Origin of the sequence: Leeia oryzae DSM 17879, from assembly GCF_000376945.1 — a bacterium.
GTDB lineage: Bacteria > Pseudomonadota > Gammaproteobacteria > Burkholderiales > Leeiaceae > Leeia > Leeia oryzae.
This window is the reverse complement of record NZ_AQXU01000024.1, coordinates 110,704-123,897: the sequence shown is the minus strand read 5'-3', so window position 1 is coordinate 123,897 and position 13,194 is coordinate 110,704. Positions and strand designations below refer to the sequence as shown.

General features: G+C 49.9%; 11 protein-coding genes. 3 read left to right on the top strand and 8 right to left on the bottom strand.

What is annotated here, in order from left to right:
* Positions 1-46 precede the first annotated feature (46 nt).
* From F552_RS0112070 to F552_RS0112025, 8 genes are all read right to left on the bottom strand, one after another.
* A complete protein-coding gene (locus tag F552_RS0112070) occupies positions 47-559 on the bottom strand; it encodes a GspH/FimT family pseudopilin (RefSeq protein WP_033375578.1) in 513 nt (170 codons plus the stop codon).
* A gap of 38 nt (positions 560-597) precedes the next feature.
* Positions 598-3,714, bottom strand: coding sequence for a pilus assembly protein (locus tag F552_RS0112065; protein WP_018152003.1), 3,117 nt, complete (start codon positions 3,712-3,714; stop codon positions 598-600).
* Between the two features lie 19 nt (positions 3,715-3,733).
* Complete coding sequence (locus F552_RS0112060; protein WP_018152002.1) at positions 3,734-4,243, bottom strand: pilus assembly PilX family protein; 510 nt, start codon at positions 4,241-4,243, stop codon at positions 3,734-3,736.
* Positions 4,240-5,436, bottom strand: a complete 1,197-nt coding sequence (locus tag F552_RS20370) for a PilW family protein (protein WP_156802311.1) — start codon at positions 5,434-5,436, stop codon at positions 4,240-4,242. Before F552_RS20370 ends, F552_RS0112060 begins: the two co-directional genes overlap by 4 nt.
* A gap of 27 nt (positions 5,437-5,463) precedes the next feature.
* On the bottom strand, positions 5,464-6,036 hold the full coding sequence (gene pilV, locus F552_RS0112040) for a type IV pilus modification protein PilV (RefSeq protein ID WP_018151999.1): 573 nt from the start codon (positions 6,034-6,036) through the stop codon (positions 5,464-5,466).
* Positions 6,030-6,440 carry a type IV pilin protein gene (locus F552_RS20975; protein ID WP_018151998.1) on the bottom strand — a complete coding sequence of 137 codons (411 nt, stop codon included), beginning with the start codon at positions 6,438-6,440 and terminating at the stop codon, positions 6,030-6,032. The genes pilV and F552_RS20975 overlap by 7 nt, the downstream gene beginning before the upstream one ends.
* 256 nt (positions 6,441-6,696) lie before the next feature.
* A complete protein-coding gene (locus tag F552_RS0112030) occupies positions 6,697-8,721 on the bottom strand; it encodes a methyl-accepting chemotaxis protein (RefSeq protein WP_018151997.1) in 2,025 nt (674 codons plus the stop codon).
* A 169-nt stretch (positions 8,722-8,890) separates the two neighbouring features.
* The gene (locus F552_RS0112025; RefSeq protein WP_018151996.1) at positions 8,891-9,637 is read right to left on the bottom strand and encodes a Nif3-like dinuclear metal center hexameric protein; all 747 of its coding nucleotides are present in this window, start codon (positions 9,635-9,637) and stop codon (positions 8,891-8,893) included.
* Positions 9,638-9,654: 17 nt separating this feature from the next.
* On the opposite strand from F552_RS0112025, the gene F552_RS0112020 reads away from it, so the two are divergent.
* The 3 genes from F552_RS0112020 (at position 9,655) to F552_RS0112005 (ending at position 13,166) form a co-directional block, all read left to right on the top strand.
* Complete coding sequence (locus tag F552_RS0112020; RefSeq protein ID WP_018151995.1) at positions 9,655-10,830, top strand: S1C family serine protease; 1,176 nt, start codon at positions 9,655-9,657, stop codon at positions 10,828-10,830.
* A 1-nt stretch (position 10,831) separates the two neighbouring features.
* Positions 10,832-11,722 (top strand): DMT family transporter, encoded by an 891-nt coding sequence (locus F552_RS0112015; protein ID WP_018151994.1) that lies wholly within the window; start codon positions 10,832-10,834, stop codon positions 11,720-11,722.
* A 304-nt stretch (positions 11,723-12,026) separates the two neighbouring features.
* Positions 12,027-13,166, top strand: coding sequence for an MFS transporter (locus F552_RS0112005; RefSeq protein WP_018151992.1), 1,140 nt, complete (start codon positions 12,027-12,029; stop codon positions 13,164-13,166).
* Positions 13,167-13,194 lie beyond the last annotated feature (28 nt).

Here is a 13,194-nt window from a genome sequence, read left to right as displayed (position 1 = left end):
TTGTGCGGGTAATATATCCTTAAATTTCAAAATCAATGTTTTCTGTCTAGGAGCAAGAACCTGTGCTTGTTCGTGTCACCGAAGGTTTTCCCGTCGCACTGATGGTAATCACGCGCTCCTGATTGCCGACCTCCGGCGTTAGTTTACATAGTGTGAATGTTGCCTGAGTAGCACCGTAACCCGTTGGCTGAAACGTTAATGAGGTGAGATTACTACTGTCTTTCAGGCTGTAACCATCTTTTAGTGCGGCATGCACCTGAACCACCGTTGTCCCCCTTAACAACACCCATCCTTGGCTCCAATCACCGGTTGCTGCACAACTGGCCCCGTTAGATGACATGCAAAGCGTCATGGTTTGGTTTCGCTTGATAGCCTCACTTCTGGCCAGATAAGAGCTAGCCACCATATCGTTTGCATACCCTTTCAATCGAGAAGATAGTAGTAAATCGTTGAATGATGGAATCGCAATCATCAGCAAAATGCCAAATACGGCAATCGCAATCATCAGTTCAATCATGGAAAACCCATGCTGACACTCATTGTGCTGAGTAATTGGCATCCAGCAGTTTTCAGTACGATTAGCCGCTCGCTTCATGCTCATTGTTCCAGGTACCAGTAGACTTTGCGCTTAGGTGTAATAGGTGATGTAACTGTCCCGCCTGTTGGCTTTTTCCCTTCAAGAGGAGAGCTGCCTGAGCAACCAATGCAGAATGGTTCCGTTGTATTATCATCCAAGGTAACCTTGCCAATTACAGGCGAAGGCGGCAAACCACCGCCGGCAACATTTTCATAAGGCGTAGTTGACCCATTCGTACTGGCAGCATTCAAATAACTGATGTTATAGACCCTTGCAGTTCCAAGATTTGGGTCGCAACTATTGGTAGATGATGCCGAAGTAGGCTGATGGGTACTGAATGTCACTGTACCATACACCGTGACGGCAGATGTCACCACTTGCTCGCCACTCTGCAAACCAAGATACCATCCCTTATAGGTTGCAATAGACGCAGCTGTTGGTGGAGAACCCGCAGTGATAGCCGTAAGAGAGTTCATGCAAATCATGTTAGCAGAACAATTCGTATTTTCTGATGACAGCCAGGTTGAATCTTCTGGATGATCTTTGAGCATGAAAAAATAGTTATTTACACTTGCTGCACTCGTATAGGCTGACAGTGGTTTTTCCCTATCTCCAGACCCAAGTAGCAGGTAATACGAGCCATCTTCATAAACAATGTCCGGGCCAAACATGAATTTGCGATTGGCTGTACATGTTGCCGTCGTACTGCAGCCCAGAGAGGCTATCTGTGTCAACGTCCAACTGGCTGGGGCACTTGTTCCTATATTGAGTCTGTAGACATTCCCTCCCAAGTCCCCAAAGTAACCATACGTTGCGTTCCCGCTACTGTCGGTCAATATGCTGATATCTCCAACGACCCCTCTGGAAGTAGTTAATGTATTTAGCAGGGCTCCAGTATCTGCATTCAGGATATAAACCTTGTTTCCTTTATTTGAAGAGGTGCAAGTATTCGGATCAGCATCCTCACAAGTATCATACCCCCCTCCCACGACCAGAATAGGGGTTGTACCTGCTCCGCTGGCTGAAATAATTTTTGGTGATGACCAACTCAGTCCCATGCCAGTCATACCCGTCGTACAATTTGTATCATCGGTCAGGCTACTGGTTGGACAACCTGCACGCCATTTCAAGGATGGTGATGCAGCGGTAGAGACATCAAATGCGTAAATTGAACGCCCCCCCCGACGCATGCTGGCATAAATCCACTTATTGCTGCCTGATGTATAGGCAACCACAGCTCCATCCATGCCATATGGCTTTGCCACTGCACTACTATTCGTACTACCTTTGTATTTGACAGGGATCGAATTGTCACGCAACCGTTTGATGTTCAGATAAGATTCTGGCGCCATAAATGCCCATAACTCGTTACCAGGAGTGACCGATCCGATATTATTCGCTGTGCTAGAAGCGGCATTGTCCCTATTGCCATTCACCGCGCGTAAAATCCCATCGTTACCACCATAGAATACAACGACTTGCGGAGAGGCATTCGTACCATAATTGATGGCAACCGGTCTGGAGTGCACCACATCACCATGAATGGATGGGCGCTGTGCGGTTGAGGTATTTGATGATGGTGCAATACCGTCTGTCGTATTATCGTCGTCAACGTCTTTGCCGATGGCCCAGTTTACCAGTTGCGTCTGTTCAGTAGCGGTACTTGCACCCAAATCAGCTGCTGATACATGGCCAGTATCAAATGACGTCAATGACGTACAACTATTCAGACCACACGTCAACAGGCCTCTTGACGCATTATTTCTTGCCATATAGGCTTGCGCGCCTTTTTCAACGATATTGCCATCCGGATAGTTAGAGTTGGCCGAATTAGCAATTGACAAACAAGTCTGGTCATTTGCCTGAAAGTTCCAGTAAGTATCAATGGAAGATGGCGTCCAGAAACTTCTGGCACATTCCGCAATAAAACCGGTTGAGCTATTAATTGCAGACTTACTATCCGCGTCTTGCAATTGCAACAGTGTCTTCGCAGAGTTAAATCCAAGCTTGTATTGTTTAAGGTTACCATTCCATCTTGGATTGGCATGCTCATCTGGACGGAACATACCAACATACACCTGATTCAGGTAAGTACCCTGGGTATTCACACTAACCGGTAGACTCACAGATGCAAATACGCTGTTCACCGATTGAATTTCACTGAGAATCTGATTCAACGCTTCTTTGATTTCGGCTCCAGCATTAGAAGCAGAGGCTGCGGCATACTTTTTACCACCAGAAACCTCAGCCATACTCCTCAACAACTCTGTGTTCGCAGGGCCATTTCCGCCTGTTGGCGCGTCCACATCGATGGTATAGGTGGTAATTGCATAAGAACTCAGTTTCATGAACCTTGTCCACTCGTCTGCAATATTATCCTGAAAGGCAGATGGAGAAAGAGGGATTGTTGTTGCATCCCCGCCCACACCATCCGTTAGAATGGAGGTTGCTATGGAGTTCTGCGACATGCTGTCTTTGGTGACCGTTCCACCGGTGGCATTCCCAATATAGATGATGTAATTTTTCTGACAGGCACTTGCATTCACTGGGCTTACATATGTTGTGCTAGTCGATGTTGTAAAGGCATTATCAGATAATGCATACAAGGCATTGGATGCAGAATAGGCTGAATTTGGTGACACAGAATTATTATGATAATCACGCTTTGCCTTTATCCCACCATATGCAGTACCACCTGAAAAGTAGAGATAGGCCTCTGCCATTGCCAAGCCAAGAGAACGGTTATTTGCCTTGTCAGAGTTCGGATTGCTGTTACTTAAGCTATTCACAAAAGCAGAATAGAGCGCCGTATTGGTGCTGTCCATGGTCCTGATTGCAGCACGCACATACCCCCCCCCTGGGTTAGGGTTACCACTACCTGTTTCTGTGAAGAGCATCACACCTACACGTACCTTATTTGCAGGCAGACTATCAAAAACTGCTTTCAATGCAGCTTTCTCATTATCAAATGCGGTACTCCAGTTCGCCGTGTTATCAATAACAATAAGCACATTTGGCAAGGAAGATGAAGATGCATTCGGGGTGCCTACGAAAAGATCCGTATCCTCGGCATGCGCCCCCAAACCTGCACTTATCAACGTCAGTAATAATGACCATTTTGCAAATTTAGTTTTCATGATATCGACTCATTATCGTTTAAACACAGACAGACGAGTTATATTGAGTTTCAGTCAGCTTAGCCCGAATACCCTGATGGACAACAATTGATGTGCCACTTACGTTATCTGTTACTGTCGCTCTAAGATCCCACAGAGACCAGTAATATGTCGGACTGGTGGTAAACCCGGGTGCCAACTTTGAAGTTTCATCACCTTCTGTATCAGCAGTAAATGACTTAACTTGGGAGCAAACCGGCGTAGCGAGAACTACAGAGTATTCTTCCGCACCATCATTATTAATATCTACCCCAATCGTCTGGCTGACTGGCGACACCAAAAAATTTGAGCTGATTACCTGCTCAATGGCCGTATTGGCAGCAGCAACTGCCTCTTGCCGAAACTGCATGTTGCCGACTGCTCGCAGGTTAGTATTGCTAAGGGTATAAGCGCTGGTCAGTAGTAACGTTATGACAACCAACATGATCAGGCCAACTAGCAAAGTTGCACCTTTCTGACCTGCTTGCGTTAGAACGAGGGCTTGTCTCATGGCACTTCCCTTCGGCCCGAGATATTGACAAAACGGACCGTAGTCGAAAATAGGTGGCGTTTGAAATGATCGTTGAACGGCCCTAATGTAACACTGCCTAGTTGGTAGGTTTTGGTATCAGTATATCCAGTTGTCTCTGTGGTATTTCTGGCCAGCACATATATCCTTGCGGCTACAGCATGAGTGAGTTGCGCAACAGAAACATTAGCGTGCGCTGCAGCTGTGCAACCCGAAGTAGAACCACAAGGTACATATAGTCCGTCCGGAATACCGTCCCCTCTATTTACAGCAGATGCCATGGTGGAACTATCTGCCCACTTTATTGCAGCGGTATATTGATTGGCAGCTGTAGCATCAGAAATAATGTCAATGCCTGTGCTTCCAATACGATCAATACCATATTCGATATGAAATCCTTCAATACCATCAATCAACGCTTGCGGTGCCTGGTGAGCCAGTGAACCTGCAGCATAATCAAACGAGGAGCGCATCAAGGTTGGAATACCGTCTCCAACTGTCTTTGTATAGTCACGAACGTAATAAATCGAAGAAACAAATTTTCTTAAATCTGCTGTCGTAGCACAGTCTTTCTTGTGCAAGCTAAACCCTGAAGTTGCAAGAATGTAGGTATTTTGATCTTCAGTCTTGCACAAGGATGATTGAAAGTAGAGTTTATTGGCATTGTATGCCTCACAATCCCCAGCTGTTGCACTTGTACCTGCTATGCAATTTGCAGCATGGCGGATGACAAGCATATCTGTGTTGCTTTTCTGGTTGGTCACAACCGATGCACACGTACTAGGCGCAGTAGAGTAAGCTTGGACTGGCAACCCGATCAGATTGTTTTTATATGCCGCATTCCAGCTGACAAATGCAAGACATGGATCCGGTATTGCCGAAGGATAATCATCCGGAGCAGCCGTATCATAAGAAAGATTATCGTATTTAGGTATATACCCTCCCCAGTAACCTGCATGTATCAAATCATTCTGAATCAGCTGGATCGCAAATCTTCCATTTTCAATCTGGCTATTGGATTTCTCCATTTCGGTATTGGTACGATTTACATTTACAAAAAGTGTAAACAAAGCTGCCGTGATCAGCATCCCAATAGCAATTGCAACCATCACTTCAATCAGGCTAAAACCAGCCTGAATTCTTTTGATCTGCTGTAAATTATTCTTTATCATCATGTATGTCACTGACTTTTATACGGCATATCAATTAAGCGTCGAAACCCGAACTACCGTCGACACCGTTCTTCGGCAAAGATCATCTACACAATTGGTTCCGATGTCATAGCTGTTCTGGCCACATGCCAAACCGGATGAAGGAGCGGTCAGCGGCGTCAACCCCTGCCAGGCTATGGTAACGATAAATTCCTTAACCCCTGTATCTGGCTGCTCAACGCAGCCTCTTGCCGCAACCGGCCCACCAGCATTGGTTGTTGATACTTTCTCGCCAGCTCCCTGCAGAGCAAGACACCACTCATGTTTGTCGTTTTGTACAGCATTTGAGGAGGAGCCAGATGGACACGTAGCACCAGTTCCCAATGGATTTGTGGTGCCGGTCACATATGAGGCTGCATTCGTTCTATTTGCAGCAATCCGACTGGCCATATCGTTGAGCATAATAAGCGCTTGTGAACGCTGAAAAGCCTCCATTTGCGATGACTGAAGTCTCATCTGGAGTCCTGCCAATCCTAACAAACCGATCGCAAGGATGATCAGGGTTACCAATACTTCAAGTAGTGTTACGCCAGTTTGATATGCGAACTTCTGATTGTTTACCATTTTGAGGCACTACCATCACGTGTTTTGGTTCCATCGCTCGACACTACCAGATTTCCATCACTGGCCTGGCCGCCAATCGCGGTAAAGGTAATGGTATAGGTGGGCGTTGAGGTATTGTCGACGGTGACATCATAACTATAATAATTGGTCAGATTACTTGGATAGGTATAACCAGCAGAAACGATGGTTGCTTTGTTTGCATATGCCCGCATATTCAGCAAATACTCTTGCTCTTTGTTGGCAATGGTCATCATCTCGGTCTGGGCGGCGGCTCTTCTGGACTTCATGACATAAGACTGGTAATTGGGTATAGCAATAGCTGCCAGAATGCCGATGATTGCAATGACGATCATCAGTTCGATGAGTGTAAAGCCTTTGGCCAGTTGTTGATTGAACCGCTTCATATCACTTCCCTCTTTTTACCCGTTTATCATCTCACCAATCACAATAGAACACAAAAGCGTTCCGGACAACCGGCATCCATGACCGTATGAACGGAAAATTCCATTGTAATACAGCGATTGCTTATTCTTTTACGCAAACCATTCTCTAGGGACAAACAGCTAATCCGTGGCAGCCGGCAAAACAAAAGCCCCTGCTGCTGGTCAGAAGGGGCTTTTGATTACATGCAAGGCAAACCCGCCTTATGACATCAGTGCATCATAGTTCAAATTTGCTCACGGCTTCGTTCAGGCTCAGGGCGCGTTGCTCCATGCCCTTGATCTGTTCTACCGTTTGCTCGATCGCCCAGCGGTTTCGGTCTGCCATTTCGGCAATGGACTGAATATTGGTAGCGATACTATGACTGGCTGAGTTTTGCTGCTCTGCTGCGATGGCAATCTGCTGGATACGGTCTTGCGAAGACTGCGTCTGTTCCATGATGGCTGACAGTGCCGTAGCGGCTTCTTGTGCCAGTTTTTCGCATTGTCCGACGCGCTGGTTACCGACCATCATGGTATCCACCGTGGCTTTGACCTGCGATTGGACAGACAGAATCTTCTGGTTGATTTCTGCGGTAGCGCCAGCTGTCCGCTCAGCGAGTTTGCGGACCTCATCCGCTACCACGGCAAAGCCCCTGCCCTGCTCACCAGCCCGCGCGGCCTCAATGGCTGCGTTCAGTGCCAACAGGTTGGTCTGGTCGGCGACTTCTTTAATCACGTTGACGATCTGGCCAATGTCTGCGGACTGCTGCGCCAGGCTTTCGACGGTGCTAACAGCTTGCCGAACAGACTCTGCCACCGCATGAATTTCGCTGGCCACATTGTGAACTGATTGCTGACCTTGCACGGAAAGGTCTCTGGCGATGCCAGAGATGTGTACAGTTTCTTTGACGCTCTCGGCAACTGCACCAATGCTGACGGACATTTCTTCCACCGCGCTGGATGCAGACAAAACGGCTTCTGTCTGCTTCTGTGTACCATCCACAACGGTAGAAGAACTGGCCACCAAGGCAGTAGACGAGCCCACCACTGCATTGGCTGATTCAGACGCCTGGCGGATCAGGTTACTGACCTGTTCAGCCATGTTGTTAAAGCTGTTACCCACTCTGGCGGTTTCGTCTTTGGCATCCAGCCGGACACGCACAGACAGCTTGCCGTTAGCCAGCTGCCCAGAAGTTAGCTCCAGTGCATTGATGGCATTCACGACCGACAGATAGGCTCCTACAAACAGATAAGTTGCGATCACCATCATGGCGATGGCAATGCCGAGCGCAATCATGAATTGCAGGTTGGCTTTGCTGGCACGATCGGTCAGCAAACGGTCCAGTTCTGGCAGCATGGTGTTGGCCATGCCATCAATCCCCGTAATCACCGAATTGATCTGTTTCACAAAGTCTTCGGCAGGCAGTGTATAGGCTAGCGTACTGACAATATTCTTACCGTAGTTGCTTTTCAGATCGACAACCTGTTTTTTCAGCTGGGCGGTCTTGTCGGCAAAACGCTGTTTATAGGTCGGAAACAATTCTCCCAAACGAGCGACGTTGGTATCAATCATGCTAAAACCAGGTTCCAGACCGTAATAGCTGATCTGCATCGGATCTTTCTCGGAAACATCCGGGAAAGAACGGACCAGTACACCGGTACCCAGGTCACCCACTTCGCTGACAGACTCGATCAGGCCGGGGATGCGATTGACGATGGTATCGGCGATGTAGAAGGAATCGACGTTCGGGTCGAGAATCAGCTTGGATTTTTCACCCACGGCAGACAGGTAATGATCGATTGCTTCCATGGTCTGCGCATTGTTCTCGCGGTTTTTTGTACCGTCAGAACCATCTGGCTTGGGCAGGGATGTGAGTGCTTTTTTGAGTTTCTGGAAATCGGCTTTAGTCCCCAGGCGATCGGACAGATCGGTTTCGACCTCTTCCAGGGCTTTAAGTTGTTTGGCGATCAGCTGGTCTTGCTGTTGCAGCAGGCCCGGATAGACTTTTTTCTCACCCATGGCAACACCCGTTGCCAGCGCACGACGCTGGCCCACGGCTTCCATCAGGCGAATGGTTTTGTCAACCAGTCTCAGGCCATCACGCTCACTGTTGGCAAATGCCGCGTTTTCGCGCATGGCACCTCCCAGCATCAGCGTCAGGATGACAATTGGCACCAGCATCAGCAGACCAAAAAGTGTGAATTTCTTGCTATAGCCTAAACGATTAAAAAGCGCTACGGCAGGCTGGAACAATGCGCTCATGCCTCCTCCTATTAATTTCTCTATTATGTTTAGTTGTTTTATTTGCTTAGTACAATCCGGAGGGCAGTCGTAATCCGGATGGGGGGCTACTAGACGAACGATAGCTTATCCGGACTCAATCGCCAAGTCGCATTTATGATTTTACGAGTCGAAAAATCAACAAAGCTGCTTATACCGGGTTGGTGAGCTCTACAAAGTCGCAGGAAACCTGAAACCGGTCAGCCCAATGCTGTGCGAGCGCCTGAACCCCATAGCGTTCCGTGGCATAGTGGCCGGCAGCAATAAAAGCCACGCCGCTTTCATGCGCCATATCCACCATTTGCTCGGAAATTTCACCGGTAATGAACACATCTACCTGCTGGTTGATGGCCTCGGTAAAGTAGCCTTGTGCCCCACCGGTACACCAGGCCACACGGCGGACGGGTTTGCCGGGTTGCCCGATGACCAGAGGCTGACGCACGAGTTGCTGATGAATGGTTTGCGCCAGCGTATCCAGGGTTTGGGGCTCGCAGGTGCCAATATTCAGCAGATTCTGGTCGGCACACAGGTAAAGCGGCTCAAAACCCAGACGACGCCCCAGCGTTGCATTGTTGCCGACCTCTGCATGGGCATCCAGTGGCAGATGATAAGCAATCAGATTGATGTCATGTTCCAGCAGCAGACGAATACGCTCTCTTTTCAGCCCGGTCAGTACGGGCTCTTCGTTCTTCCAGAAATAGCCATGATGTACCAGGATGGTATCTGCCTGCCGTTTGATGGCTTCTTCGATCAGCGCTTTGCTGGCGGAAACCCCCACAATGACGTTTTCGACATCGTCTTTTCCGGCCACCTGCAGACCGTTGGGGCAATAATCACGGAACAGGCGAACATTGAGGAATTGTGCGGTATAATCAAGTAATTCAGTTATTTGCACCATTTCTTGTTACGACTCCCATGAAAAAACTGTGGTTAATATTTGCGCAAACCATCACGATCGTCTTGGCTATCCTGATGGTGATCGGGACATTCAAGCCTGAGTGGGGGTTGCCTTTTCAACAAGCCAGAATACCGGCACCGGTAGTGACCTTGCATGAATCCAGTCCGGCCGCCAAATCCAAAGGTACGCCGTTTGCGCTGGAAGGCTCTTATAGCGATGCGGTGAAGCATGCCATCCCTTCCGTGGTCAACATCTTTACCAGCAAGCAGGTTCGCCGGTCTAACCGTGCCTTTCTGGAAGACCCTGTGCTGCGCCGGTTCTTTGGCGACACCCCTGATAATGATACAGAAGACTCATCCAGTCTGGGCTCTGGCGTGATTGTGAGCTCGGACGGCTATATTATTACCAATAACCACGTGATTGAAGCGGCGGATGAAATCAGTGTGGCACTGGGTGACGGCCGCAAAGTCACTGCTACAGTCAAAGGAGCAGACCCGGATACCGATCTGGCCGTGCTGAAAATTGACGGCAACAATTTGCCAGCCGTACGCTTTGCCCCGTCGGATACCGTCAAGGTGGGAGACGTGGTTCTGGCCATTGGCCAGCCGTTCGGCTTTGGGCAAACCGTGACCATGGGGATTGTATCGGCACTGGGCCGCAGCCATCTGGGCATTAATACCTTCGAGAACTTTATCCAGACCGATGCCGCCATCAACCCGGGGAATTCGGGTGGCGCGCTGGTGGATAACCATGGCAACCTGATCGGGATCAATAGCGCCATTTACTCCCAGAGTGGTGGTTCGCAAGGGATCGGCTTTGCCATCCCTGCCTCTACCGTCAAAGACGTGATGGAACAGATCATCAAGAACGGGAGTGTTACCCGCGGCTGGATTGGTGTCGAGGTGCAGGATCTGAGTCAGGAACTGGCCAGTTCGTTTAATCTGTCGACCAGTGAAGGGGCGCTGATTGCGGGCGTGGTCCGTAACGGGCCAGCAGACCGCGCGGGTGTGCGGGCAGGTGACTTGCTGACCGAGATTGCCAACAAACCGCTGAAGGACTCCTATGGCATGCTGGACGTGATTGCGTCATTGCAACCAGGCAGCACCGTGCCACTCAAGCTGATTCGAAACAACCAGTCGCAAATGCTGTCGATTACGGTCGGGAAGCGTCCGACGCAAGCGAAACGACAATAACTTGCAATTATCCAGTCATCGTAGTGCCTATGTCCTGCTGGTACTGACCACCCTGTTTTGGTCGGGCAATTTTGTACTGGCGCGGGCGCTGCATAACAGTATCCCACCAGTGGCGCTGTCTTTCTGGCGCTGGTGCATAGCCGGGGCGATTCTGGCGCCGTTTGTATGGCCACGCTTTAAAAGCGCCCTGCCCGAGCTGAGACAGATACCCGGCAAGTTGTGGCTATTGACCCTGACCGGGGTCGCCGGCTACAACACACTGGCCTACCTTGGCTTGCAACAAACCACGGCAACCAATGCCGGTCTCCTCAATGCGTTTATCCCGATTTTGATCCTGCTGTTTGGGGCGATTGCCTTCAAGCACCGCTTGGGGTGGCTTGCCATTGCCGGCATCACGGTCTCTTTGCTGGGCGTGATGATGATTGTCAGCAAGGGAGATGTTAACCACTTGCTGAATGTCAGGCTGAACATGGGTGATGGCTGGGTGATCCTGGCTGGTGTTGCCTGGGCCATCTATACGCTGACTTTGCGCCATATTCCGCCTACACTGGACCGGATGGCGTTATTACTGGCCACCATTCTACTGGGGTGTGCGGTCTTACTGCCCTTTTACCTGCTGGAGTACATGCACGCAGCCCACATTGCGGGTAATCTGGCCAATCTTGCCGGACTGGCCTATGTGGGGACGTTCCCGTCGATTATTGCCTACTTGTTCTATACGCTGGCGGTTAGCCGTCTGGGAGCGCCCAAAGCCGGGCAGTTTATTCATCTGATGCCGGTATTTGTGCCGCTGTTATCCATTCTGTTTTTGGGCGAGCAGTTTCATCCATACCATCTGGCGGGCATTCTGGCGATTTTTGCCGGCATTGCCATCACATCCCGCGCTCACTAGCGTATCCGCGCCAGTCATCATGCGCAGTCAAGCATCGGCAGACAACTCCTCGTCTGAACTTGCATAAGGTGCAACCGCGCAGTTTCCCCCTCACGATAACCATCACCATGTTTAGCCGATCAATACTAAACTGAGATGGCACGGTGTTGTTTCGCTGCATTTTCAGATGGAACTACTGTTCTTTTCGGGCAGTTTCAGTATGATGAAACCACCCCCAGTATTGTGCAATTCTTGCCCCCCGTCAGGCACGACCTGACCAGACAGGGCCATGTGTTTAACACTTTCCAGAAGCCTAGCGACCCACATGCTAAACCCACTGCAACAGCGCCGCCAGTTTTTATCCCTTGCGGTTTATTTCATCACCTATGGCGTTGTCGTTAACTCTTTGCTCGCCAGACAGCCCGCGCTGCAAACGCGCTACGCACTGGATACCGGCGAATGGGGTTGGGTACTGTTTCTGCTTGGGCTGGGGGGGGTTGCCGCTCACCCGATCAGCCGTTTTCTGCTGGCCCGTTGGGGCAGCAGGCGCATGTGCCGGCGCTGTGGCGGTTTGCAAGCACTATGGATGATAGTCCTCGTCTTGGCGCCTACGACCTGGCTCTTTTATATCAGTCTGTTTATTTCCGGCATTCTGAATAATTGCGTTGGTGCGGCCATCAATACACAAGGCGCACTGCTGGAATCTGAAACCGGCAAGCGGCAAATGGGCTTCCACCACGCGGTGTATTACATTGGCAGTTTCATTGCCGCTGCGGCCAGCAGCCTGTTTGCCAAATTCAATGTCCCCCTACCAATCCACTTTCTGATCGTTGGGATTTTGCTGTGGTGTGTTTACCTGCTGGTTGGCAGCAAGCTGATTCAGGACACCCACCTGCAGCAGAAAAAGGCGGCACGTGAAACGCCGATGAAAGTCATTCTGCCAGTAGGTCTGGTGGCGGCCTTTGCCGCCATTACGGAAGGGGCGATTAACGGCTGGAGTACCCTTTACATGAACCGGGGTCTTGGGTCGACAGAAAGCATGGCCGCCATGGGGCTGGGTATCTTCTCGCTGGCCATGATGGCTGGCCGTTTTCTGGGAGATTACAACGCAGAGCGTCTGGGCGTTTATAAGCTGATTCGCTTTGGCACGTGGCTATCTGCCGCCATTCTGACAGCTGTGGTATTGATTCATCGTGACGATGTGATGCTGATCGGACTGGTCTTTATCGGGCTTGGCCATGCGGCCAGCTTCCCGCTGATTTACTCGATTGCAGGGCGGTTAGGGGCTGGCGCCATCCCGGCCATCATGACCTTTGCTTCTACAGGCAGCCTGCTTGGGCCGTTGTTCTTTGGCCGGATCGCCACGCATTTCTCGCTCAATGTCGTGATGCTGACAGCAGCGGGTTGTTTCTTCTTGATGGGCCTGATTGCCATCTTCTTGAGAAAGCACGATCAACGATTGTAGGGTTGTGCACCACCACGGCATCTGGCCT

Bases quoted from the DNA above. Each gene is read 5' to 3' on its own strand.
- F552_RS0112025 (WP_018151996.1), bottom strand. From the start codon at position 9,637: ATGGTGCAAATAACTGAATTACTTGATTATACCGCACAATTCCTCAAT.
- F552_RS20975 (WP_018151998.1), bottom strand. From the start codon at position 6,440: ATGAAGCGGTTCAATCAACAACTGGCCAAAGGCTTTACACTCATCGAA.
- F552_RS0112020 (WP_018151995.1), top strand. From the start codon at position 9,655: ATGAAAAAACTGTGGTTAATATTTGCGCAAACCATCACGATCGTCTTG.
- F552_RS0112060 (WP_018152002.1), bottom strand. From the start codon at position 4,243: ATGAGACAAGCCCTCGTTCTAACGCAAGCAGGTCAGAAAGGTGCAACT.
- F552_RS0112030 (WP_018151997.1), bottom strand. From the start codon at position 8,721: ATGAGCGCATTGTTCCAGCCTGCCGTAGCGCTTTTTAATCGTTTAGGC.
- F552_RS0112070 (WP_033375578.1), bottom strand. From the start codon at position 559: ATGCCAATTACTCAGCACAATGAGTGTCAGCATGGGTTTTCCATGATT.
- pilV (WP_018151999.1), bottom strand. From the start codon at position 6,036: ATGGTAAACAATCAGAAGTTCGCATATCAAACTGGCGTAACACTACTT.
- F552_RS0112065 (WP_018152003.1), bottom strand. From the start codon at position 3,714: ATGAAAACTAAATTTGCAAAATGGTCATTATTACTGACGTTGATAAGT.
- F552_RS20370 (WP_156802311.1), bottom strand. From the start codon at position 5,436: ATGATGATAAAGAATAATTTACAGCAGATCAAAAGAATTCAGGCTGGT.
- F552_RS0112005 (WP_018151992.1), top strand. From the start codon at position 12,027: ATGCTAAACCCACTGCAACAGCGCCGCCAGTTTTTATCCCTTGCGGTT.